Here is a 21,862-nt window from a genome sequence, read left to right on the forward strand (position 1 = left end):
GATCCACTTGCCCGAGCCCCCTCCGACCGCGCACGATGGGGGCATGGCTCTCGACGAGGCGCACCTGCAGCAGGCCGCCAAGGACCACCTCTGGATGCACTTCACGCGCCACGGCGCCTACGCCGGCAACGACGTGCCGATCATGGTGCGCGGCGAGGGCGTCCATCTCTACGACTCCCAGGGCAAGCGATACCTCGACGGGCTCGCCGGCCTGTTCGTCAGCCAGCTCGGCCACGGGCGCGAGGACCTCGCCGAGGCGGCGGCCCGGCAGGCCAAGGAGCTGGCGTTCATGCCGCTGTGGTCCTACGCCCACCCGAGCGCGATCGAGCTGGCCGAGAAGGTGGCGTCCTACGCCCCCGGCGACCTCAACCGGGTGTTCTTCACCAGCGGTGGCGGCGAGGCGGTCGAGTCGGCGTGGAAGCTCGCCAAGAACTACTTCAAGCTCACCGGCAAGCCGATGAAGCACAAGGTCATCAGCCGCACCATCGCCTACCACGGCACCACCGCGGGCGCCCTCTCGATCACCGGGCTCCCGCTGCTCAAGCAGCAGTTCGAGCCGTTGGTGCCCTCGACGTTCCGGGTGCCCAACACCAACATCTTCCGCGCTCCGATCCACGGCGACGACCCCGACGCGTTCGGTCGCTGGGCCGCCGACCAGATCGGCGTCGCCATCGAGAACGAGGGTCCCGACACCGTCGCCGCCGTCTTCCTCGAGCCGGTGCAGAACGCCGGTGGCTGCTTCCCGCCGCCGCCCGGCTACTTCGACCGGGTCCGTGAGATCTGCGACGAGCACGACGTCCTGCTGGTCTCCGACGAGGTCATCTGCGCCTTCGGGCGCCTCGGCTACATGTTCGGTGCGGAGCGGTTCGGCTACCAGCCCGACATCATCACCTGCGCCAAGGGCATCACCTCCGGCTACGCCCCGCTCGGCGCGATGATCGCCAGCGACCGGCTGATGGCGCCGTTCCTCGAGGACAAGGCAATGTTCGCCCACGGCTACACGTTCGGCGGCCACCCGGTCTCGACGGCCGTGGGTCTCAAGAACCTGCAGATCTTCGAGGAGGAGGGCGTCCTCGAGCACGTCCGCACCAACGCGCCGGCGCTCCGCGCCACCCTCGAGCGCCTCAAGGACCTGCCGATCGTCGGCGACGTCCGCGGCGACGGCTACTTCTACGGCATCGAGCTGGTCAAGGACCAGGCCACGCGCGAGACCTTCACCGCCGAGGAGTGCGAGCGGCTGCTCTTCGGCTTCGTCTCCAAGCAGCTCTACGCCGAGGGCCTCTACTGCCGCGCCGACGACCGGGGCGACCCCGTCGTCCAGCTCGCGCCGCCGCTCGTCTGCGACCAGACCCACTTCGACGAGATGGAGCAGATCCTGCGCACCGTCCTCGACAAGGCCGGGTCGATGCTCTGAGGGCGGGGCTTGTGGAAGGCTCGGTGTCGTGACCACCCGACCGGCTCCCCTCGACGACGTGGCCAAGGCGATCATCGAGCAGCTGCAACGTGACGGACGCCAGTCCTACGCCTCGATCGGCAAGGAGGTCGGGCTGTCCGAGGCCGCCGTGCGTCAGCGCGTGCAGAAGCTCGTCGACGCCGGCATCATGCAGATCGTCGCGGTCACCGACCCCATGCAGCGCGGCTTCGCCCGCCAGGCCATGATCGGCGTGACCGTCACCGGCGCCCTCGAGCCGGTCGCCGACGCCCTGTCCGCGATCGAGGAGGTCGACTACGTCGTCATCACCGCCGGCCGCTACGACCTGCTCGCCGAGATCGTCTGCGAGAGCGACGACCACCTCCTCGAGCTGATCTCCACCCAGATCCGCAGCATCCCCGGCGTCCTCTCCACCGAGACCTTCATGTACCTCGGCCTCCGCAAGCAGTCCTACTCCTGGGGCGTCCGCTGACCTGACCCTCCAGGGGTCGGGACCCCTCGCGAGCCATCGCGACGTGTTGCGTGCAGACGGCTTGAGCGAGGTCCCGCTGTCCTGATATAACTCTATTGAGTTAGTTAACTTAATGGCTCATCGGACCACCACCCCGCCCGGCTCACCGAAGGAGATGTGCTCGTGACCGACCTCGTCACCGGCCTCGGCCCGGTTCGCCGCCACGTCGAACGGGTCGACCACGTCGAACGGGTCGACCGGCTCGACCGCGCCGGAGCCGGCGCCGCCGCTCCCCGCAGCGCCCGCCGCGTCACATCCGAGGAGGTCCGCGACGCCGTGCTGTCCGGCTCGTGGGTCATCGACCTGCGCGGCCGGGCCGCGTTCGCCGAGGGCCACCTGCCCGGGAGCGTCAACGTCGAGTACTCCGCCCAGTTCGCGACCTACGTCGGCTGGCTCGTGCCCTGGGACGACGACCTCGTCCTGCTCACCGACACAGCCGAGGTCCTCGAGCCCGCACTGCGCGACCTCGCCCGGATCGGGATCGACCGCGTCGGTGCGCACGTCGATACCCCCGACAGTCCTCAGGACGGCGCCCACGACGGTGCGCCCGAGCCGCTCACGGCGAGCTACCGGCGGGCCGACTGGGCGGCGTACCGCGAGGCCCGGACCTTCGCCGCCGCCACCGGCACCCGCGGCCCCGTCGTCGTCGACGTCCGCCAGCGCGACGAGTGGCTCGACGGCCACCTTCCCGGCGCGCTGCACCTGCCGGTCCACGAGGTCGAGACGGCCGGGCGCCGGATGCCGCCGGGCGAGCTGTGGGTCCACTGCCGCTCCGGCTACCGCGCCGGCATCGCCGCGAGCCTGCTGCACCGCGCCGGTCGCGACGTCGTGCACGTCGACGACACCTGGGAGCGCGTCGGCGAGCTCCACATCGAGACCACCGCGGCCGCTGCCTGACCGCCGCCGCTTAATCGCTTGCGGACGTCGTACGACGTCCGCCACCCTGGCACCGAGTCGCCGGCGAGCCGCTGGTGCCGTCGAGAGGAGCGTGACATGTCCATGACTGTCGTTGGCCTGTCCGCAGACCACTCCCTCCTCCTCGAAACGAGCACCACCACCCATGACCTCCCAGGGCTTCACGCCTGACCCGTACGACCCCCAGCACGACCTCCACCCCGACTTCACCGTCGACTGGACCACCTACGACGACGTCGACGACGGCACCCAGCGCTGGTCGACCTGGCTCAGCGTCGAGCCGCTCTCGCGCGGCCCTGAGCCCCGTCCCGACTGGGTCGTGACGTCGCAGGGCGCCGTCGACACCGAGCTCGGCATCCTCAAGACCGGCAAGGAGGCCGACGTCTTCCTGCTCGAGCGCGCCGACCCGCTCGAACCCGACAAGGCCGTCGTGATGGCGGCCAAGCGCTACCGCTCCACCGAGCACCGCACGTTCCACCGCTCAGCCGGCTACACCGAGGGCCGCGCGATGAAGCGGTCCCGCGACGAGCGCGCCCTCAAGCGCAAGTCGACCTTCGGCAAGCTCGTCGCGTCCGGCGAGTGGGCGACCTCGGAGTGGGACGCGCTCAAGCGCTTCTGGTCCCTCGGGCTGCCGGTCCCCTACCCGGTGCAGATCGACGGCACCGAGATCCTCATGGAGTGGATCACCGTCGACGGCGACAGTGCGCCGCGCCTCGCGCAGACCCGCCCCGAGCCGGCGCTGCTGGCGTCGTACTTCGACCAGCTGCGCGACGCGATGGCGACGATGGTGCAGTCCGGGATCGTCCATGGCGACCTGTCCGCCTACAACATCCTGGCCGCGGGCGACCGGCTGGTCATCATCGACCTCCCGCAGATCGTCGACCTGGTCGGCAACACCAACGGGTTCGACTACCTGATGCGCGACTGCACCAACGTCTGCGCCTGGTTCCGGCAGAAGGGGCTCGAGGCCGCCGACGAGCAGGAGCTGTTCGGTGACCTGATGGCCCATGCGTTCTAGGGCGGCCCGCCCGGTGGGGTCAGGGCTATCTGACCCCATCGGGTCGCTGCGCTCCGGTCGAGACGTGAGTAGCCTCGGCTGACGTGAAGCGGTCTCGGGGGCGCGTCGTGCACATCGAGTCGGTGGCCGACCTCGACCACCGGCTGGCCGGCGGCGCGCGGCGGCTCGGCTCGTGGCGGGTCCACCGGCTCGACCTGGTCGGCCGGGCCGGGGAGCTGCTCGCCCGCGACGTGCGCGGGGCGGCGTTCCTGGGCTGCACCTTCGCCCCGGGCGACGACGACGCCCTTTCCGCGGCCGGCGCGCTGGTCCTGCCCGACGTCAACGCGTCGCCGCTCGACGTCTACCGGCCGCACCTCTACACGCCCGACGAGCTCTTCGACCGCACGCCCTACTCCCGCAGCCTCGACGCACGCACCTACGCCTGGGCCCAGCGGGTGCCCGGTCGCGACGACACCCTGGCCGCGGCGCTGCACGACCACGCCATCGACGAGGCCCTGGCCCAGTTCGTCTCCGGGAGGCGCATCGTCGGCGTGATGGGCGGCCACGCGCTGGCTCGGGACGAGCCGGCGTACGCCGAGGCGGCCCGGCTCGGACGCGCCCTCGGCCAGACGCTCGTCGTGGCCACCGGTGGCGGCCCGGGCGCGATGGAGGCCGCCAACCTCGGCGGCCGGCTCGCCGCGCTCGACGTGAGCGCCCTGGAGACCGCGCTGGAGATCCTGGCCGAGGTGCCGTCCTACCGCCCCTCGATCGACGCGTGGGCCTCCTGCGCGCGCACCGCCGTCGCCGGCCAGCCCGAGCCCACCACGACCCTGGGCGTGCCGACGTGGCACTACGGCCACGAGCCGCCCAACCTCTTCGCCACGGCGATCGCCAAGTACGTCCGCAACGCCACCCGCGAGGCCGTGCTGCTCGAGGTCTGCGACGCCGGCATCGTGTTCCTGCCCGGCGCCGCCGGGACCGTGCAGGAGGTCTTCCAGGACGCTTGCGAGAACTACTACGCCGAGGAGACCTCGGTCGCGCCCATGGTCCTCGTGGGCCGACGGCACTGGACCAGGACGGTGCCGACCTGGCCGCTGCTGCAGGCGCTGGCCAAGGGCCGGCCGATGGAGTCGCGCGTGCACCTCGTCGACACCGTCGACGAGGCGGCCGCGCTGCTCGCGGGGTGATGATCCGGCCCGCGAACCGCGCAGTTGCGCGGTTCGTGGCCGCCACCCAGCCCGACCCACCTCAGCCCGACAGTGCGTCCCACTCCGCCCGGTCGGCGACGACCTCGCGGTAGTGCCCGACCAGGGCCTCGTTGACCGAGCGCCACGACCGGTCGGCGACCGAGCGCCGCGCGGCCAGGCCCACCCGGCGCCGGAGCGCAGGGTCGGAGGCGAGCAGGTCGACGAAGGTCGCGAGGTCGGCGGCGTCGCCGGGTCGGTAGAGGAAGCCGGCCACGCCGTCGTCCACCACGTCGACCGGTCCGCCCTGGCGCGGGGCGACCACCGGGACGCCGGACGCGAGGGCCTCCTGGGCCGACTGGCAGTAGGTCTCGTGGCGCCCGGTGTGGACGAACACGTCGAGCGAGGCGTACGCCGCCCCGAGCTCGTCACCGTGCAGCACCCCGAGGAGGTGCGCCCCGGGCAGCAGCGACCGCAGCCGGTGCTCCTCGGGCCCGCCGCCGACGACGACCAGCTGGAGGCGCGGGTCGTCGGCCAGGACGGCGAGCAGGTCCAGCTCCTTCTCGGGGGCGAGCCGACCGACGTAGCCGACCAGGACCCGCCCGGGAGCATCACCGAGGAGGCGGGACCGCAGGGCGGGGTCGCGCCGGTCGGGGCGGAACTGCTCCAGGTCGACGCCACGCGGCCACAAGGCGGTGCCGGGGACGTCGAGGTCGGCGAGCTGGCGCAGGCTGGCCGAGGAGGGGGCGAGGGTGCGGTCGACCCGGGTGTGGATGCGGCGGGTGAGGGCCGCCATCGCCGCGGCACCCCCCGGCACGTCGTAGCGCTCGGCGAAGCCGACCAGGTCGGTCTGGTAGATCGCGACCGTCGGGATGCCGAGCTCAGCCGCCACCTTGGCGGCCTGGTAGCCGAGCGTCGCCGGCGAGGCGATGTGGACGACGTCGGGCGCGAACCGGAGCATCGTGCGACGCAGGCGCCGCCGGGTCTCCAGCCCGATCTTGAAGTCGCGGTAGAACGGCAGCGTCGCGCCCCGGGCGTGCCGCACGCGGAAGCCGGCGTAGACGTCGGGGCCGGTCGGGGCGACCACCTCGGCGTCGTGGCCCTCGGCGGCGAGGTGGTCGAGCACCCGGCGCACGGAGCCGGTGACGCCGTTGACCTGTGGGAGGAAGGACTCGGCGACCACCAGGACGCGGAGCCGGGAGGAGGGGCGGGAAGCACGGGCGAGCGGGAGCACGTCGGCCATGACGCCGACGCTAGGGACGCTCCGTCAACGAGGGGCGGTCGCCGCGTGGCGCGTGCGTGGCCCGTTCGTGAACGTCGGTCGTCACCCCGCGGTCACGAGGGGAGCGACCGGGACGACGTAGGAGCGCTCCTGGCCGAACACCGCGAACCCCGCCCGGCGCAGGACCGGGCCCGAGGTCTCGACCCGTCCCTTGACGAGCGCCGTCGTCGCGCCCAGCGACACCGCGTGGTCGAGCCGGGCGGCCAGGATGGCGCGGTAGGCGCCGCGGCCGCGGGCGTCGGGCACGACGCCGCCGCCCCACAGCCGGGCGACGTCGCCGGCCATCGTCAGCCCGCCGGCGGCGACCGGCCGGCCGTCGAGGTAGACCAGCGCACCCGCCGTACGACGGGCGTCGAAGTCGGCGCGGGCCTCGGCCGCCAGCTCGCGGACCCGGTCGTCGCCCGGCATCGACCCCTCGTCGAACGCCTCGATCCCGACCTGGATGACGGCACGGGTGGTGGCCTCGTCGACCTGCCAGCGCACCTCGAGGTCATCGGGCACGTCGAGCGCGCGCGAGCCGGCGGTGAGGTCGAGCGCGAACACGTCGACGGTCTCGTCGATCGTCCCGCCGCGGGACCGCAGGGACGGCTCCAGAGCAGGGGGCGCGTCGAGCTTGACCCAGACCAGGACCTCGTCGTGCCCCCACCCCCGCACGTGGCCGGCGACCTCGTCGAGGGTCTCCTCGACGGGCGCCGCGGGGTCGAACCGGATGACGTGGGGCGGCGAGCGGAAGTAGCCGGGCCAGCGCACGAGCAGGTAGCCGTCGGTCTCGACGGTGGTGGCGTCGGTGGGGTACCAGTTCCAGGCGGCGCTGGCGGTCGCGACGGCCGCGGGCGTCAGGCCCGCCGTCATGACGAGGTCACGCCTCGGTGGCGGCCAGCTGTCCGCAGGCGCCGTCGATCTCGCGACCGCGGGTGTCGCGCACGGTCGTGGGGATGCCGCGGGCCTCGAGCCGGCGGACGAACTCGCGCTCGTCGGCCGGGTCGGACGCCGTCCACTTGCTGCCCGGGGTGGGGTTGAGCGGGATCAGGTTGACGTGGACCCAGCCCCAGTCGCCGCGCATCAGCACGTCGGCGAGGAGGTCGGCGCGCCAGGCCTGGTCGTTGATGCCGCGCATCATGGCGTACTCGATGCTGACGCGACGCTTGGTGGTCTCGGCGTAGTGGAACGCGGCGTCGACGGTCTCGGCGACCGAGAAACGGGTGTTGATCGGCACCAGCTCGTTGCGCAGCTCGTCGTCGGGAGCGTGCAGGCTCAGCGCCAGCGTCACGGGGATGCCCTCGTCGGCGAGCTGGCGGATGCGCGGCACCAGCCCGACCGTCGACACGGTGATGCCGCGGGCGCTCATCCCGAGGCCGTCGGGGCTCGGGTCGACCATCCGGCGTACGGCGCCGATGACGGCCTTGTAGTTGGCCATCGGCTCGCCCATGCCCATGAACACGACGTTGGAGACCCGGCCGGGGCCGCCCGGCACCTCGCCGCGGGCCATCGACCGGGCGCCGGCGACGACCTGCTCGACGATCTCGGCGGTCGACATGTTGCGCTGCAGGCCGCCCTGGCCGGTGGCGCAGAACGGGCAGGCCATGCCACAGCCGGCCTGGCTGGAGACGCAGATCGTGGCGCGGTCGGGGTAGCGCATCAGCACCGACTCGACGAGAGCCCCGTCGAACAGCTTCCACAGGGTCTTGCGGGTGGTGCCCTGGTCGGCCTCCATGGTGCGCAGCGGCGTCATCAGCTCGGGCAGCAGCGCGGCGACGAGCTCGGCGCGCTGGGCGGCCGGCAGGTCGGTCATCTCGGCGGGGTCGTCGACCAGCCGGCCGAAGTAGTGGGTCGAGAGCTGCTTGGCCCGGAAGCCCGGCAGCCCCCGCTCCTCCAGCAGCGCCTTGCGGCCGGCGGCGTCGAGGTCGGCCAGGTGTGGCGGCGGCTTGCGACGACCGCGGGGCTCGTCGAAGACCAGCGGGAGGCTGGTCACGCCGGCCGGCTGGGAGGGATCGGTGCTCTCGGACATCCCCCTGATCGTCCCACTCCCCCGGCGCTCCTGCCGAAACGCCGGAGGACGGGCCTCAGCTGAGCGGCACGACGTCGGCGGCACCCAGCCGGGCGGCGTCGGCGGTGGCGTCATCGGGCATCTGCTGGCTCTGCAGCTCGGCCTCGACCCGCTTGCGGTAGTGGTCGATCTCGAGCGTCCGCTGCTCGTCGCTCCAGCCCAGCTCGGGACCCATCAGCGCGGCGACCTCCTCGGCGGCGCCGACACCGCGGTCGAACGTCTCGATCGACACCCGGGTGCGGCGGGTCAGCACGTCGTCGAGGTGCCGGGCACCCTCGTGGCTGGCGGCGTAGACGACCTCGACACGCAGGTAGTCGGGGGCGTTCTCGAGCGGCTCCCCCAGTGTCGGGTCGGCCGCGACCAGGTCGAGGAGCTCGTGGATCAGCGACCCGTAGCGGTTGAGCAGGTGCTCGATCCACACGTCGTGCAGGCCCGAGGACTCGGCGAGGACGTGGCGCGAGTTGACCAGCGCGCTGTAGCCCTCGGCCCCCAGCAGCGGGACCTTGGCCGTCACCGACGGGCCCACCTTGCGGTCGAAGAGCGACGACAGCCCGAAGACGGCCTCGTCGACGGCGTCCTGCGCCATGATCCGGTACGTCGTGTACTTGCCGCCGGCGACGACGACGAGCCCGGGCGCCGGATGACCGACCGCGTGCTCGCGCGAGAGCTTGGACGTCGCCTCGGACTCGCCCTCGAGCAGCGGCCGCAGCCCGGCGTAGACGCCCTGGACGTCGGCCCGCGTCAGCGGGGTCTCGAGCACGGCGTTGACGTGGTCGAGGAGGTAGTCGATGTCGGCCTCGCTGGCCGCGGGGTGGGCCTTGTCGAGGGTCCAGTCGGTGTCGGTGGTGCCGATGATCCAGTGCTGGCCCCACGGGATGACGAAGAGCACGGACTTCTCGGTGCGCAGGATGAGACCCACCTCGGACCGGATCCGGTCCTTGGGCACGACGAGGTGGATGCCCTTGCTGGCGCGCACGTGGAAGGTGCCGCGCTGGCCGCCGAGGTCCTGCGTCTCGTCGGTCCACACGCCCGTGGCGTTGATGACCTGCTTGGCGCGGATGGTCACCGTGGTGTCGTTCTCGAGGTCGCGCACCACCGCGCCGGTCACCCGCTCGCCCTCGCGCACGAGCTCGACGACGCGGGCACGCGAGGCGATCTTGGCGCCGTAGGCCGCCGCCGTACGGGACAGGAACATGGTGTGGCGGGCGTCGTCGACCTGCGCGTCGTAGTACTTCAGCGCGCCGATCAGCGCGTCCTTGCGCAGCGACGGCACCAGCTTGCGGGCGCCGCGGCGGGTGAGGTGCTGGTGGAGCGGGACCCCGGAGCGACCCGAGATGCGCGACATGGCGTCGTAGAGCGCGACGCCGGAGCCGGCGTAGAAGCGCTCCCACCCGCGGTGCTTGAGGGGATAGAGGAACGCGACGGGGTGCACCAGGTGCGGGGCCAGCTCCTGCAGGAGCAGGCCCCGCTCCTTGAGCGCCTCGGACACCAGCCGGAAGTCGAGCATCTCCAGGTAGCGGAGACCACCGTGGACCAGCTTGCTCGAGCGGCTCGACGTGCCCGAGGCGAAGTCACGCGCCTCGACCAGGCCGACCTTGAGGCCGCGGGTGGCCGCGTCGAGCGCGCTGCCCGCGCCGACCACCCCACCGCCGATCACCAGGACGTCGAGCTCCTCGGCCGCCATGGCGGCCAGGGACGCCTCGCGGAACTCGGGTGACAGTGCGACGGACCTCATGTCGGGGAACCTCTCGTAGCGGTGGTGTGGGGGTGGCGGCGACCGTGGTGGCGCCGATCAGCGGGTCAGTCGACGTCGACCCAGTCGAGCGTGCGGGTCACCGCCTTCTTCCACTGGGTGTAACCCTCCTCGCGCTGCTTGTCATCCCACTGTGGCGACCATCGCTTCGCCTCGTTCCAGTTCTCGACGAGCTCGTCGGTGTTGTTCCAGAAACCGACGGCCAGGCCGGCGGCGTACGCCGCACCGAGAGCCGTGGTCTCGGCGACGACCGGACGGCTCACCTCGACGCCCAGGACGTCGGCCTGGATCTGCATGCACAGCTCGTTGGCGGTCACGCCGCCGTCGACCTTGAGCACCTCGAGCTTGACCCCCGAGTCCTTCTCCATCGCCTCGGCGACGTCACGGCTCTGGTAGCAGATCGACTCCAGGGTCGCCCGGGCCAGGTGGGCGTTGGTGTTGAAGCGCGACAGCCCGACGATCGCCCCGCGGGCGTCGGAGCGCCAGTAGGGCGCGAAGAGCCCCGAGAACGCCGGCACGAAGTAGACGCCCCCGTTGTCGTCGACCTGCCGGGCCAGGGACTCGCTCTGCGCCGCACCGCTGATGATGCCGAGCTGGTCGCGCAGCCACTGCACGGCAGACCCGGTGACGGCGATCGACCCCTCCAGGGCATAGACCGGCTTGTCCTCGCCGAACTTGTAGCAGACCGTCGTGAGCAGGCCGGCCTTGGAGCGCACCAGCTCGGTGCCGGTGTTGAGCAGCATGAAGTTGCCGGTGCCGTAGGTGTTCTTGGCCTCGCCGGGCTCGAAGCAGACCTGGCCGACGGTCGCGGCCTGCTGGTCGCCGAGGATGCCGGTGAGCGGGACCTCGCCCCGCAGCGGACCGTTGGCCCGCGTCGTGCCGTAGCCGCCGGGCTCGCTGGACGACTTGATCTCGGGCAGCATCGCCCGCGGGATGTCGAAGAGCGCGAGCAGCTCGTCGTCCCACTGCAGGGTCTCGAGGTCCATCAGCATCGTGCGGCTGGCGTTGGTCGGCTCGGTGACGTGGACGCCGCCGTCGGTGCCGCCGGTGAGGTTCCAGATCAGCCACGAGTCGGTGTTGCCGAAGAGCGCGTCGCCGGCCTCGGCGGCCTCGCGGACCCCGTCGACGTTCTCGAGGATCCACTGGATCTTGCCGCCGGAGAAGTACGTCGCGGGCGGCAGCCCGGCGCGCTCGCGGATCAGGTCGCCGTGCCCGTCGCGCTCGAGCTTGCTGGCGATCCGGTCGGTGCGGGTGTCCTGCCACACGATCGCGTTGTAGTAGGGCCGGCCGGTGTTCTTGTCCCAGACCACGGTGGTCTCGCGCTGGTTGGTGATGCCGAGGGCGGCCAGGTCGCTCGCCTGCAGCTTGGCCTTGCTGAGCCCGGTCTGGATGACCGAGCTGGTGCGCTCCCAGATCTCCACCGGGTCGTGCTCGACCCACCCGGCCTGCGGCAGGATCTGCTCGTGCTCGAGCTGGTGACGGGCGATCTCGTTGCCACCGTGGTCGAAGATCATGAAACGGGTGCTCGTGGTGCCTTGGTCGACGGCTCCGACGTACTGGGTCATGCGGTTCTCCTGTGTGGTGTGGACGGGTGAGGTGGACGGGCGTTCAGGCGGTCAGACGGTCGGGCGGTCAGAACGCGTCGGTCTGGACGCCCTTCTCGGCGACCGTCTCCGGGTCCTCGACGGGCAGGTGGATCTCGATGAGGAACTTGAACGCGGCGCCACCGATCAGGCCGCCGATGACGGGGGCGACGATCGGCACCCAGAAGTAGACGTCGTTGCTGCCGGCCGCCTCCCAGACGTCGTTGCCGTAGCCCGTCATCCAGGCGGCGAGCCGCGGCCCGAGGTCGCGGGCCGGGTTGATGGCGTAGCCGGCGTTGGCGCCCCACGCCATGCCGATCGCGACCACGATCATGCCGACGAACCAGGGCGTCAGGTTGGCCATCGGCGGGTTGTTGACCGCCGTCGTGAGGGCGAGCACCAGGAAGACCAGGATCGCCGTGCCGAGCACCTGGTCCGAGAACGCGGTCGTGATGGACACGACGGCCTCGCCGTCCGGCGTGGCACCGGGCGAGGTGAAGAAGATCCCCATCGACGCCTTGCCCAGGTCGGGGTCGATCGCCTTGATGAAGTCGGCGTAGGTGAACCGCACGATGATCGCGGCCACGAAGGCACCCGCGAGCTGGGCGAGCGCGTAGGGCGCCACCTTGCCCCACGGGAAGCCGCGGAACGCGGCGAGCGCGATCGTCACGGCCGGGTTGAGGTGCGCGCCGGTGATCTTGCCGGCGGTGTAGATGCCGAGCACGACACCCAGGCCCCACGCCCAGCTGATCGAGTCGACGTCGCCGCGCCCGGCGGCCACGACCGAGGCCACGACCCCGCAGCCGAACAGGATGAGTATCAACGTGCCGGCGAACTCAGCGCTGAGCTCCCCGACGAGGGTGTTCTTGGTCTTCACAGTTCTGGTCTCCCTCCCGAGACGCCGAGTGGCGTCGGTCACACCGTGCCGCAGGTGAGACCGGGCGGCTAGGCCTGGCGTTCGACATCGCCGAACGTTGGGTCGACATTGCCGAACGCCCTACCCTGGACGGGTGCCCGGGTCCATCCAGTCGATCGAGCGTGCCGCCGCCGTGCTCCACTTCCTCGGCGCGGTCCCGGAGCCGGTGCCGCTCGGCGAGCTGTCGCGCATGCTCGCGCTGCCCAAGCCGACGGTCCACGGCATCGTGCGCACGCTGGTCGACGTCGGCTTCGTCGTGCAGGACCCCGACAGCGGTCGCTACACCCTCGGCGAGGGTCTGTCCCGGCTCGGCGAGACCCTCGACCCGCACCTGCTGCGCTCGCGCAGCGTCAACTGGGCCGACGGTCTGGCCGCCCGGACCGGTCTCGAGGTGCAGCTCGGGGTGCTCGCCGGGCAGGGCGTCGAGCTCCTTCACCACGTCTTCCGGCCCGACGGCTCGCCCCAGCGGCTCCGGGTCGGCGAGCTGCAGCCGCTGCACGCGACGGCCCTGGGCCACGTGCTGCTGGCGTTCTCGCCGGCCGCCTCGCGGCTGCAGGAGCTCGTCTCCTCCACGGGTTCGACCCCCACCAGCCCGGTCACCCTGACGCGCGCCGTCCAGCAGGCCTTCCGGCGCGGCTGGGCCGTGGCCGACGGCACGCTCCGTCCCGGTGTCGCGGCCATCGCCGCCCCCGTCCGGCACCACCTGGGCATCGGGGTCGGTGCCCTGGCCGTGGTCGGCCCGCGCGAGCGGGTGCTCTCGGTCGCGGGCGACCCCGTCCCGGCCCTCGTCGAGCAGGTCGTCGCCGCGGCGGCCGCCGTCTCCGCCCACCTCGAGGACCGCCTGTGACCACCCCGACCTACGTCGCCGCCATCGACCAGGGCACCACCTCGACGCGGTGCCTCGTCTTCGACCACGGCGGCCGGATGGTGGCGGTCGCCCAGCACGAGCACCACCAGTACTTCCCGCGGCCGGGGTGGGCCGAGCACGACGCTTCCGAGATCTGGGCCAACACGCTGCGGGTGCTGCCCGAGGCCCTCGACCAGGCCGGGCTGCAGCCCTCCGACCTCGCCGCCGTCGGCATCGCCAACCAGCGGGAGACCACCATCGTCTGGGACCGGGCGACCGGTCGTCCCGTGGCCCCGGCCATCACGTGGCAGGACACCCGCACCGCCGAGCTGGTCGACGAGCTCAACCGGGGGCCTTCCGCCGACCTGTTCCGCGAGGTGTGCGGGCTCGCACCCGCCGGCTACTTCGCCGCGCCACGGTTGCGCTGGCTGCTCGACCACGTGCCCGGCCTGCAGCGTCGTGCGCGAGCCGGCGAGGTCGCGTTCGGCACGGTCGAGAGCTGGCTGATCTGGAACCTCACCGGCGGCACCGACGGCGGCGTCCACGTCACCGACGTCACCAACGCCAGCCGGACCATGCTGATGGACATCCGCACCCTCGACTGGGACCAGCGGCTGCTCGACGCCCTCGACATCCCGGCCGAGATCCTGCCGGAGATCCGGCCCAACGCCCAGGTCTACGGCTCGTGCACGGTCGGGCTGCCCGGCGTACCGATCGGCGGGGCGTTCGGCGACCAGCAGGCGGCCCTCTTCGGCCAGACCTGCTTCGCCACCGGCGAGGCCAAGTGCACCTACGGCACCGGGGCGTTCCTGCTGATGAACACGGGTGACCGGATCGCCACCTCGGAGCACGGGCTCATCTCGACCGTCGCCTACGCCCTGGAGGGCCGGCCACCGGTCTACGCCACCGAGGGGTCGATCGCCGTCGCCGGCGCCCTCGTGCAGTGGTTCCGCGACTCCCTGGAGATGATCCGGTCCGCCCCCGAGATCGAGACGCTCGCCCGTCGGGTCGAGGACAACGGCGGCTGCTACATCGTGCCGGCGTTCGCCGGCCTGTTCGCGCCGCGCTGGCAGTCCGACGCGCGGGGCGTGGTGGTGGGCCTGACGTCCTACGTCACCCGCTCGCACCTGGCGCGCGCCGTGCTGGAGGCCACGGCCTGGCAGACGGCCGAGGTCGTCGAGGCCATGGCGGCCGACACCGGGATCGCCTTCACGGGCCTCAAGGTCGACGGCGGCATGACGGCCAACCACCTGCTCATGCAGTACGTCTCCGACGTGCTCGACCTGCCGGTGGAGCGGCCGCTCGTCGCCGAGTCGGTCTCGCTGGGCGCCGCCTACGCGGCCGGCCTGGCCGTCGGCTACTGGCCCGACCTCGAGGGCCTCCGCGACAACTGGCACCAGGCGGCGCGGTGGGAGCCCACCATGAGCGACCCGCTGCGGCGCCGCGAGCGTGCGGCCTGGGACCGTGCGGTCGAGCGGACGCTGGGCTGGGTGGTCGCCGGCGACACCGTGGTCCCGGCACGCCGGTTCGGCTAGCCCGGCCGGAATGTCAGCCGGCGTGTCAGCCGTCGGCGTTGAGCAGCAGCCAGAACGTCAGCGAGGCGACGAGGAACACGACCGTCGGGGTCGTGAGGATCCCGAACAGCATGTAGCGGGCGAAGCGCCGCGTGCTCCCGACCACGACCAGCACCAGGTTGAGGGCCAGCAGCACGCCGAGCGCCACGAGGAACACCCACGGGTGCGCGCTGACGTCGTAGCCGACGACCTCCAGGATCGCGCCCAGCAGGCCGAGGACGACGACCACGAGCAGGACCCCGGTGAAGAACCCGGACAGCGGCGTGAACACCGGGTGGTCGCGGTGCCAGAAGCGCGGGTGGACGGTGCTGTCGCCGTCGTCGGGCGGACCGTCCCCTGCGGGCTCGATCACGACGGCGGTGTCGCCGGTCGCGGCTGGGGCCGCGGTTGCCCGCCGCTCACGGCGGGGCTTGCGTCGGGCACCGCCGCGCCGGCGGGAGGGGTCGGCTGACCCGTCCCCCTCGGCGGCGTCGTCCGCGGGCTCGGCGCGGACGCTCTCGTCGGTGCTCATCAGGGTGATCGTAGACACCGGTGCCACGGCCTAGGGCCGATCGACCAGGATCACGTCGGGCATCGCCAGCCGGGTCCACCGGTCGAGGTCGGGCGGCGCGTCGGTGAGAGCGGCGACGACCACGGTCCAGGCGGTGCCGTGACCGACCAGCACGACGTCCTCGCCGGGGTGTGCCGCGAGCACCGATCCGACCGTCGCGACCACCCGGCCGCGGCAGGTGGCGAGCGGCTCCCACCCGGGCTCGGCGGGCACGTCGGGGTGCCGGAACGCCCGGCGCACGGCGTCCTCGAGGTCGTCGACCCACGCGCCGTCGCGGACGTGCTCACGCAGGCCGTCGACGATGCCGACCGGCGCGTCGGTGAGCAGCTGGGCCGTCTCGACGGCCTTGGGCTCGGGCGAGGTGTACCAGGACGCACCGGACGGCAGCCGGTCCCGCAGGGCCCACACGTCGTCGTACGCCGCCGGGTCGAGCGTCCACTCGTGGGCCGGGACGGCCCGGTCGACGAGGGGCCGGCCGTGGCGGACCAGGTGGAGGGTCACGGCTTCCCCGCCGGGTCGGAGAGCAGGTAGGCGAGCCCGGAGATCAGGCCCACCACCACGGCGACCACGACGACCGTGCCGACCACGCAGCCGAGGGCGACGGCCAACCACCAGCGGCGGCGGCCCGGCCACAGCAGGGCCAGGACGAGGGCGGCAAGGCTCGGCCACGCGGCGATGGCCAGCAGCAGGGCGTCGCCGATGATCACGTCGGTGGCCATCACGACGACGTACCCGACGACGACCAGCAGGGGCCCGGCCTGCACCCCGAGGGCGAAGGCCGCCCGGTCGGAGCCGGCCTCGCGAGCGGGTTCCCGCATCACGTGAAGACGAGGTAGTGCAGCAGCAGCCAGATCGGGGCGATGGTCGCCAGGAGCGAGTCGAGCCGGTCCATGAGGCCGCCGTGGCCGGGGATGACCTGGCTCATGTCCTTGATGCCGAGGTCGCGCTTGATGACCGACTCGCACAGGTCGCCGAGGGTGGCCATGACGACGGTGATGAGGCCGAGGCACAGGCCGACCCACCAGTCGCCGTCGAGCAGGTAGACGACGAGGAACCACCCGGCCGCGAGGCAGGCGACCGCCGAGCCGACGAAGCCCTCCCACGACTTCTTGGGCGAGATCACCGGCGCCATCGGGTGCTTGCCGAACAGCACGCCCGCGATGTAGCCGCCGATGTCGGAGGAGATGGTGACCAGGATGAAGACCAGGATGCCCTGGACGCCGTCGTCGTCGAGGCCGCCGCCGTCGTGGCCGCCCTCGGAGAGCAGCAGGGCGACGAACGAGCCGAGGAACGGGACGTAGACCAGCGTGAACACCGACGCGGTGGCGGTCTTGACGTAGCCGTCGATGCCGCGGCGCAGCAGCCACAGCATCACGGCGAGCGCGGTGACCGCGGTGGCGGTGACCAGGGCGTCGGTGCCCCAGACGTAGGCGACGACGACCATGACCGCACCGCCGAGCATCAGCGGCTGCTCGGGGAGGTCGATGGCGTGGGCGAGCAGGCCCTTGCGCAGCTCCCAGACCGCCACGACGACCGCGGCGACGACGATGAGCATGAACGCCGGCTTCCACACGGCCAGCGAGGCCGCGACCGCACCGAGCAGCACGACCGCCGAGATGACCGCCGCCCGGAGGTCGCGTCCGGCCCGCCCGTGGTCCTTCTGGGGCGGGGCGGCAGCGCCCGGGAGGGCGCCGGACGAGGGGTCGGACGAGGTCGTCATCTCTGGGGGCGCGGGCCGTCGAGGTCTCAGACCTCGAGCAGCTCGGCCTCCTTGTTCTTGAGCATCTCGTCGATCGCGTCGGTGTGCTTCTTGGTCACGCCGTCGAGCCGCTTCTCGGCGCCGGTGACGTCGTCCTTGCCGACCTCGCCGTCCTTCTCGAGCTTCTCGAGGTTCTGCTTGGCCGTGCGGCGCAGGTTGCGCACCGCGATCCGGCCGTCCTCGGCCTTGGTGCGGGCGATCTTGATGTACTCCTTGCGGCGCTCCTCGGTGAGCTCGGGGAACACGCAGCGCAGGACCTTGCCGTCGTTGGACGGGTTGACGCCGAGGTCGGAGTCGCGGATCGCCCGCTCGACGTTGTTCATGGCGCCCATGTCGTAGGGCTGGATCATGATGATCCTTGCCTCGGGGGCGGTGAAGGAGGCGAGCTGCTGGAGCGGGGTCGGGGAGCCGTAGTAGTCGACGACGATCTTGTTGAACATCGACGGGGTCGCCCGTCCGGCCCGGATCGCGGCGAACTCCTCACGTGTCGCCTCGACCGACTTGTCCATCTTGCCGTCGGCCTCGTTGAGGATGTCCTTGATCACGGGTGCGGTCCTTTCCGGTGGGCGCCCGGTGCTGGGGCGCGGTGTCGTGCCGGGTCGTACGGGTCGTACGGGTTGTGCTGGGTCGAGCAGGGTCGGGCTGGTCAGCTCGCGGTGACGAGCGTCCCGATCCTCTCACCCTGGACGGCCCGCAGGATCGTCCCGGGCTCGCCGAGACCGAACACGATGAGCGGGAGCTTGTTCTCACGGGCCAGGGTGAAGGCGGTCTGGTCGATGATCCGCAGGCCCTGGTTGATGGCCTCGTCGAAGGTGATCTGCTCGATCCGGGTGGCGGTCGGGTCGACCTTGGGGTCGGCGGTGTAGATGCCGTCGACGCCGTTCTTGTCGAAGATGACCACGTCGCAGCGGCTCTCGAGTGCCCGCTGGACGGCGACGGTGTCGGTGGAGAAGAACGGCATGCCCATGCCGGCCCCGAAGATGACGACGCGGCCCTTCTCCATGTGGCGGATGGCGCGCCGCGGGATGTAGGGCTCGGCGACCTGCCCCATCGTGATGGCGGTCTGGACGCGGGTGTCGATGCCGAGCTTCTCCAGGAAGTCCTGGAGCGCCAGGCAGTTCATGACGATCCCGAGCATGCCCATGTAGTCGGCGCGGACCCGGTCCATGCCCCGCTGCTGCAGCTCGGCGCCGCGGAAGAAGTTGCCGCCGCCGGTGACGACGGCGATCTGGACGCCCGTCTCGGCGACCGCGGCGATCTCCCGCGCGATGCCCTGGACGACGTCGGGGTCGACACCGACCTTGCCGCCGCCGAACACCTCGCCCGAGAGCTTGAGCAGGACTCGCTTGTAGCCGGTCATCGGGTCCTTCCGTCGGTGCATCGTCCGTGGTGTCGTCGTGGCGTCGTGCCAACGAAGATCGGGAGCGAGGCTACCGGCCGGTCGCCGTCGCCGCACCGGCCGGTCCGACCCGGCCGACCGGCGTACGGCGGCGCGGGCGTGGGGTGCGGGGTGTCGTGGGGCGAAATCGCCAGCAGCGCTGCCCGTGGTCGGCAGCGCTGCTGGTCGGGTCGTGCGATGGAGCTGGGGTCAGGCGCCGACCTCGAAGCGGGCGAACCGCTTGAGGGTCGTGCCGGACTCGTCGAGCACCTTCTGGACCGACTTCTTGTTCTCGGTCACCGACGGCTGCTCGAGCAGGACGACGTCCTTGAAGAAGCCGTTGAGCCGGCCCTCGGTGATCTTGGCGATCGCCTGCTCGGGCTTGCCCTCCTCGCGGGAGGTCGCCTCGGCGATCTCGCGCTCCTTGGCGACGACGTCGGCGGGGACCTCGTCGCGGGTGAGGTACTGCGGGCGCATGGCCGCGGCCTGCATCGCAGCGGCACGAGCCGCGTCGGCGTCGCCGTCGTACTCGACCAGGACGCCCACGGCGGGCGGCAGGTCGGCGGCACGCTTGTGCATGTAGACGACCGTCGGGCCCTCGAAGTAGGCGACGCGACCGAGCTCGATCTTCTCGCCGATGGAGACGGCCAGGTCGTTGACGACCTCGCCGACCGTCTTGCCGTCGAGCTCGACGGCCTTGAGCGCGTCGGCGTCGACGGCCTTGGCCTGGTCGGCGGCCTCGGCGATCCGCTGGGCGGCCGCGATGAACGGCTCGCCCTTGGCGACGAAGTCGGTCTCGCAGTTGAGCTCGACCAGGGCACCACCGGAGGTGGCGACCAGACCGGCGGAGGCCTCGCGCTCGGCGGCGCGCTCGGCCATCTTCTTGCCGCCCTTGATCCGGAGGATCTCGACGGCCTTGTCGAAGTCGCCGTCGGCCTCGGTGAGGGCCTTCTTGCAGTCCATCATGCCCGCGCCGCTCTGCTCGCGGAGCTTCTTGACGTCAGCGGCGGTGATGTTCGCCATGCGTACTCCTTCGTACGTGTCGCAGTGATCCGGAGGATCAGGACTCGGTGGTGGCCTCGACCGGGGCCTCGGTGGTGGTCTCGGCAGCCTCGGTCGTCTCCTCGGCGGCGGGCGCCTCGGGGACGGCGGACTCGGCGGCCTCGGCGACCTCGACCGACTCGGTGCCCTCGGACGACGCACCGGTCGCCTCGGAGGCAGCAGCCTCGGGCTCGGCGGAGGTCGCGGTCTCGGCGGCCTTCTCGGCGTCGCCGGCGAGCAGCTCGCGCTCCCACTCGGCGAGGGGCTCGGCCGGGGCCGCGGCACCCTCGGAGCCGGTCTTGGCGCCCGAGCGGGCGATGAGGCCCTCGGCGACGGCGTCGGCGACGACCCGGGTCAGCAGGCCGACGGCGCGGATGGCGTCGTCGTTGCCCGGGATCGGGAAGTCGACGAGGTCGGGGTCGCAGTTGGAGTCGAGGATGCCGATGATCGGGATCTTCAGCTTGCGGGCCTCCTCGACGGCGAGGTGCTCCTTGTTGGTGTCGACGATCCACACGGCCGAGGGCGTGCGGGTCATCTCGCGGATGCCGCCGAGCGACTTGTTGAGCTTGTCGCGCTCGCGACGCATCTGCAGCAGCTCCTTCTTGGTGCGGCTGCTGCCGGCGACGTCGTCGAAGTCGACCTCGTCGAGCTCCTTGAGGCGGTTGATCCGCTGGTGCACGGTCTGGAAGTTGGTGAGCATGCCACCGAGCCAGCGCTGGTTGACGTAGGGCATGCCCACGCGGGTCGCCTGCTCGGCGATCGCCTCCTGCGCCTGCTTCTTGGTGCCGACGAACATCACGGTGCCGCCCTTGGAGACGACGTCCTTGACGAACGCGTAGGAGCGGTCGATGTAGGCCAGCGACTGCTGCAGGTCGATGATGTAGATGCCGTTGCGCTCGGTCATGATGAAGCGCTTCATCTTGGGGTTCCAGCGACGGGTCTGGTGCCCGAAGTGGACGCCGCTCTCGAGGAGCTGGCGCATGGTGACGACTGCCATGGTGTTTCTCTTCTCCTGGTCGGACGCACCGCCGTGCACGTGCCCTTCGACCGCTCGCGTGACGCGACCAGCAGGGCACACCGGTGGTGGATCCGGGTTGTCTTCAGTTCGATGCCGCCGGCGGGTGCCGGTGGCCCTGACGTCCCCGCGTGACCGGACCGGCCCGACGGTGGTGCTCGGGCGGGACTGAAGGTCGACGCCCACGAAGGTCTCGTGGTGTGAGGGCGTGCGAATTCCACTCCGAGGAGTGGTCCCCCCAGACTACGGGAGCGCGGCCTCACGGCACGAATCCGCTCGACCCCGGCCGACCCCGCTGCGTCGGGGGCCGCGCCTGTGGAAACGACCCGGAGTCGTCCACAGCCGGCCGGCCCGGTGTGGTCGTCCACAGGGTCGTCCGGCGGTCACCCGGGTCGTCGGTGGACGCGCCCATCCTCGTCGCATGACCTCCCGTCCGCCCACCGCCGGCCCGACCCGGGCCCTGCGGGTCGCCACCGTCGTCCTGGCCGTCCTCTGGTCGCTGCTCGGGCCGGTGCTCGCACCGGTGCTGCCGGCCGCGACCGGTGCGGCCGGCGCCCCGCAGGGCTCGGATCCGGTCGGCGAGTGGCCGCTGCGGCCCGAGCCGGAGGTCGTGGCCGCCTTCGACCCGCCCGACTCCCCCTACGGTGCCGGCCACCGCGGCGTCGACCTGCGCGGCTCCCCCGGCCAGGTCGTCCACACCGCCCTCGCCGGCGTGGTGTCCTACGCCGGTCCCCTGGCGGGCCGCGGCGTGGTCGTCGTCGACCACGGCACCACGCGCACCACCTACCAGCCCGTGACGGCGACCGTCGCCGTCGGCGACCCGGTGTCCCGCGGCAGCCCGATCGGCACCCTGGAGCTGCCGGGCTCGCACTGCTTCCCGCGCGCCTGCCTGCACTGGGGCTGGATCGAGGGGGCCTCGACCTACCTCGACCCGCTGCGCCTGGTCGGCGCGGGCCCCGTGCGGCTGCTGCCGCTCTGGCGCGACGCACCGGCGGGCCCCTCGTCGTCGCGTGCGCCGTCGTCGGAGGTGCTGGCCGCACTGGCGGCCCTGGCCGCGCTGTTCTGAGCCGTTCCCGCT

Annotated in this window: 22 protein-coding genes; 8 read left to right on the plus strand and 14 right to left on the minus strand. The window is 72.0% G+C overall.

What is annotated here, in order from left to right; all coding sequences use genetic code 11:
• Positions 1 to 43: 43 nt before the first annotated feature.
• The 5 genes from Q7T52_RS17935 (at position 44) to Q7T52_RS17955 (ending at position 5,042) form a co-directional block, all read left to right on the plus strand.
• Positions 44 to 1,414: an aspartate aminotransferase family protein gene (locus Q7T52_RS17935; protein WP_304804883.1), complete on the plus strand. Its 1,371-nt coding sequence runs from the start codon at positions 44 to 46 to the stop codon at positions 1,412 to 1,414.
• A gap of 28 nt (positions 1,415 to 1,442) precedes the next feature.
• Positions 1,443 to 1,904 carry an Lrp/AsnC family transcriptional regulator gene (locus Q7T52_RS17940; RefSeq protein ID WP_304804885.1) on the plus strand — a complete coding sequence of 154 codons (462 nt, stop codon included), beginning with the start codon at positions 1,443 to 1,445 and terminating at the stop codon, positions 1,902 to 1,904.
• 162 nt (positions 1,905 to 2,066) lie between these two features.
• Positions 2,067 to 2,840 carry a rhodanese-like domain-containing protein gene (locus tag Q7T52_RS17945; protein ID WP_304804887.1) on the plus strand — a complete coding sequence of 258 codons (774 nt, stop codon included), beginning with the start codon at positions 2,067 to 2,069 and terminating at the stop codon, positions 2,838 to 2,840.
• Between the two features lie 163 nt (positions 2,841 to 3,003).
• Positions 3,004 to 3,876 (plus strand): serine protein kinase RIO, encoded by an 873-nt coding sequence (locus Q7T52_RS17950; RefSeq protein WP_304804889.1) that lies wholly within the window; start codon positions 3,004 to 3,006, stop codon positions 3,874 to 3,876.
• A gap of 83 nt (positions 3,877 to 3,959) precedes the next feature.
• Positions 3,960 to 5,042 (plus strand): LOG family protein, encoded by a 1,083-nt coding sequence (locus tag Q7T52_RS17955; RefSeq protein ID WP_304804891.1) that lies wholly within the window; start codon positions 3,960 to 3,962, stop codon positions 5,040 to 5,042.
• 61 nt (positions 5,043 to 5,103) lie between these two features.
• On the opposite strand, the gene Q7T52_RS17960 is transcribed toward Q7T52_RS17955, so the two are convergent.
• The 6 genes from Q7T52_RS17960 to Q7T52_RS17985 all read right to left on the minus strand — a co-directional run bounded on the left by Q7T52_RS17960 (position 5,104) and on the right by Q7T52_RS17985 (position 12,581).
• Positions 5,104 to 6,282, minus strand: a complete 1,179-nt coding sequence (locus Q7T52_RS17960) for a glycosyltransferase family 1 protein (protein WP_304804892.1) — start codon at positions 6,280 to 6,282, stop codon at positions 5,104 to 5,106.
• Between the two features lie 81 nt (positions 6,283 to 6,363).
• Positions 6,364 to 7,173 (minus strand): GNAT family N-acetyltransferase, encoded by an 810-nt coding sequence (locus tag Q7T52_RS17965; protein WP_304804894.1) that lies wholly within the window; start codon positions 7,171 to 7,173, stop codon positions 6,364 to 6,366.
• A gap of 7 nt (positions 7,174 to 7,180) precedes the next feature.
• Entirely contained in the window at positions 7,181 to 8,329 is a 1,149-nt protein-coding gene (rlmN, locus tag Q7T52_RS17970; protein ID WP_304804895.1) for a 23S rRNA (adenine(2503)-C(2))-methyltransferase RlmN, read from the minus strand.
• Between the two features lie 55 nt (positions 8,330 to 8,384).
• On the minus strand, positions 8,385 to 10,103 hold the full coding sequence (locus tag Q7T52_RS17975) for a glycerol-3-phosphate dehydrogenase/oxidase (protein WP_304804896.1): 1,719 nt from the start codon (positions 10,101 to 10,103) through the stop codon (positions 8,385 to 8,387).
• 65 nt (positions 10,104 to 10,168) lie between these two features.
• Positions 10,169 to 11,686, minus strand: coding sequence for a glycerol kinase GlpK (gene glpK / locus Q7T52_RS17980; RefSeq protein WP_304804897.1), 1,518 nt, complete (start codon positions 11,684 to 11,686; stop codon positions 10,169 to 10,171).
• 67 nt (positions 11,687 to 11,753) lie between these two features.
• On the minus strand, positions 11,754 to 12,581 hold the full coding sequence (locus Q7T52_RS17985; RefSeq protein WP_304804898.1) for an MIP/aquaporin family protein: 828 nt from the start codon (positions 12,579 to 12,581) through the stop codon (positions 11,754 to 11,756).
• 133 nt (positions 12,582 to 12,714) lie between these two features.
• Between Q7T52_RS17985 and Q7T52_RS17990 the strand changes: the two genes are divergently transcribed.
• A complete protein-coding gene (locus tag Q7T52_RS17990; RefSeq protein ID WP_304804899.1) occupies positions 12,715 to 13,467 on the plus strand; it encodes an IclR family transcriptional regulator in 753 nt (250 codons plus the stop codon).
• Positions 13,464 to 15,002 (plus strand): glycerol kinase GlpK, encoded by a 1,539-nt coding sequence (gene glpK / locus Q7T52_RS17995; RefSeq protein WP_304804900.1) that lies wholly within the window; start codon positions 13,464 to 13,466, stop codon positions 15,000 to 15,002. The genes Q7T52_RS17990 and glpK (Q7T52_RS17995) overlap by 4 nt, the downstream gene beginning before the upstream one ends.
• A gap of 25 nt (positions 15,003 to 15,027) precedes the next feature.
• On the opposite strand, the gene Q7T52_RS18000 is transcribed toward glpK (Q7T52_RS17995), so the two are convergent.
• The 8 genes from Q7T52_RS18000 to rpsB all read right to left on the minus strand — a co-directional run bounded on the left by Q7T52_RS18000 (position 15,028) and on the right by rpsB (position 20,766).
• A complete protein-coding gene (locus tag Q7T52_RS18000; RefSeq protein WP_304804901.1) occupies positions 15,028 to 15,552 on the minus strand; it encodes a hypothetical protein in 525 nt (174 codons plus the stop codon).
• A 30-nt stretch (positions 15,553 to 15,582) separates the two neighbouring features.
• Entirely contained in the window at positions 15,583 to 16,092 is a 510-nt protein-coding gene (locus Q7T52_RS18005; RefSeq protein WP_304804902.1) for a histidine phosphatase family protein, read from the minus strand.
• The gene (locus Q7T52_RS18010) at positions 16,089 to 16,409 is read right to left on the minus strand and encodes a hypothetical protein (protein WP_304804903.1); all 321 of its coding nucleotides are present in this window, start codon (positions 16,407 to 16,409) and stop codon (positions 16,089 to 16,091) included. The genes Q7T52_RS18005 and Q7T52_RS18010 overlap by 4 nt, the downstream gene beginning before the upstream one ends.
• Positions 16,409 to 17,311, minus strand: coding sequence for a phosphatidate cytidylyltransferase (locus tag Q7T52_RS18015; RefSeq protein ID WP_304804904.1), 903 nt, complete (start codon positions 17,309 to 17,311; stop codon positions 16,409 to 16,411). Before Q7T52_RS18015 ends, Q7T52_RS18010 begins: the two co-directional genes overlap by 1 nt.
• A gap of 26 nt (positions 17,312 to 17,337) precedes the next feature.
• Positions 17,338 to 17,892, minus strand: a complete 555-nt coding sequence (gene frr / locus Q7T52_RS18020; RefSeq protein WP_304804952.1) for a ribosome recycling factor — start codon at positions 17,890 to 17,892, stop codon at positions 17,338 to 17,340.
• A gap of 104 nt (positions 17,893 to 17,996) precedes the next feature.
• A complete protein-coding gene (gene pyrH / locus Q7T52_RS18025; RefSeq protein ID WP_304804954.1) occupies positions 17,997 to 18,710 on the minus strand; it encodes a UMP kinase in 714 nt (237 codons plus the stop codon).
• A 228-nt stretch (positions 18,711 to 18,938) separates the two neighbouring features.
• A complete protein-coding gene (tsf, locus tag Q7T52_RS18030) occupies positions 18,939 to 19,751 on the minus strand; it encodes a translation elongation factor Ts (RefSeq protein WP_304804905.1) in 813 nt (270 codons plus the stop codon).
• A 37-nt stretch (positions 19,752 to 19,788) separates the two neighbouring features.
• On the minus strand, positions 19,789 to 20,766 hold the full coding sequence (gene rpsB, locus Q7T52_RS18035; protein WP_304804907.1) for a 30S ribosomal protein S2: 978 nt from the start codon (positions 20,764 to 20,766) through the stop codon (positions 19,789 to 19,791).
• Between the two features lie 439 nt (positions 20,767 to 21,205).
• On the opposite strand from rpsB, the gene Q7T52_RS18040 reads away from it, so the two are divergent.
• Complete coding sequence (locus Q7T52_RS18040) at positions 21,206 to 21,850, plus strand: murein hydrolase activator EnvC (RefSeq protein ID WP_304804909.1); 645 nt, start codon at positions 21,206 to 21,208, stop codon at positions 21,848 to 21,850.
• Positions 21,851 to 21,862 lie beyond the last annotated feature (12 nt).

The sequence above is a fragment of the Nocardioides sp. genome (genome assembly GCF_030655615.1).
GTDB lineage: Bacteria > Actinomycetota > Actinomycetes > Propionibacteriales > Nocardioidaceae > Nocardioides.

Coding starts and splice junctions, on each gene's coding strand:
- Q7T52_RS17935 (WP_304804883.1), top strand. CDS start 44: ATGGCTCTCGACGAGGCGCACCTGCAGCAGGCCGCCAAGGACCACCTC.
- Q7T52_RS17950 (WP_304804889.1), top strand. CDS start 3,004: ATGACCTCCCAGGGCTTCACGCCTGACCCGTACGACCCCCAGCACGAC.
- Q7T52_RS17960 (WP_304804892.1), bottom strand. CDS start 6,282: ATGGCCGACGTGCTCCCGCTCGCCCGTGCTTCCCGCCCCTCCTCCCGG.
- Q7T52_RS17965 (WP_304804894.1), bottom strand. CDS start 7,173: ATGACGGCGGGCCTGACGCCCGCGGCCGTCGCGACCGCCAGCGCCGCC.
- rlmN (WP_304804895.1), bottom strand. CDS start 8,329: ATGTCCGAGAGCACCGATCCCTCCCAGCCGGCCGGCGTGACCAGCCTC.
- Q7T52_RS17975 (WP_304804896.1), bottom strand. CDS start 10,103: ATGAGGTCCGTCGCACTGTCACCCGAGTTCCGCGAGGCGTCCCTGGCC.
- glpK (WP_304804897.1), bottom strand. CDS start 11,686: ATGACCCAGTACGTCGGAGCCGTCGACCAAGGCACCACGAGCACCCGT.
- Q7T52_RS18000 (WP_304804901.1), bottom strand. CDS start 15,552: ATGAGCACCGACGAGAGCGTCCGCGCCGAGCCCGCGGACGACGCCGCC.
- Q7T52_RS18010 (WP_304804903.1), bottom strand. CDS start 16,409: ATGCGGGAACCCGCTCGCGAGGCCGGCTCCGACCGGGCGGCCTTCGCC.
- Q7T52_RS18015 (WP_304804904.1), bottom strand. CDS start 17,311: ATGACGACCTCGTCCGACCCCTCGTCCGGCGCCCTCCCGGGCGCTGCC.
- pyrH (WP_304804954.1), bottom strand. CDS start 18,710: ATGACCGGCTACAAGCGAGTCCTGCTCAAGCTCTCGGGCGAGGTGTTC.
- tsf (WP_304804905.1), bottom strand. CDS start 19,751: ATGGCGAACATCACCGCCGCTGACGTCAAGAAGCTCCGCGAGCAGAGC.
- rpsB (WP_304804907.1), bottom strand. CDS start 20,766: ATGGCAGTCGTCACCATGCGCCAGCTCCTCGAGAGCGGCGTCCACTTC.
- Q7T52_RS18040 (WP_304804909.1), top strand. CDS start 21,206: ATGACCTCCCGTCCGCCCACCGCCGGCCCGACCCGGGCCCTGCGGGTC.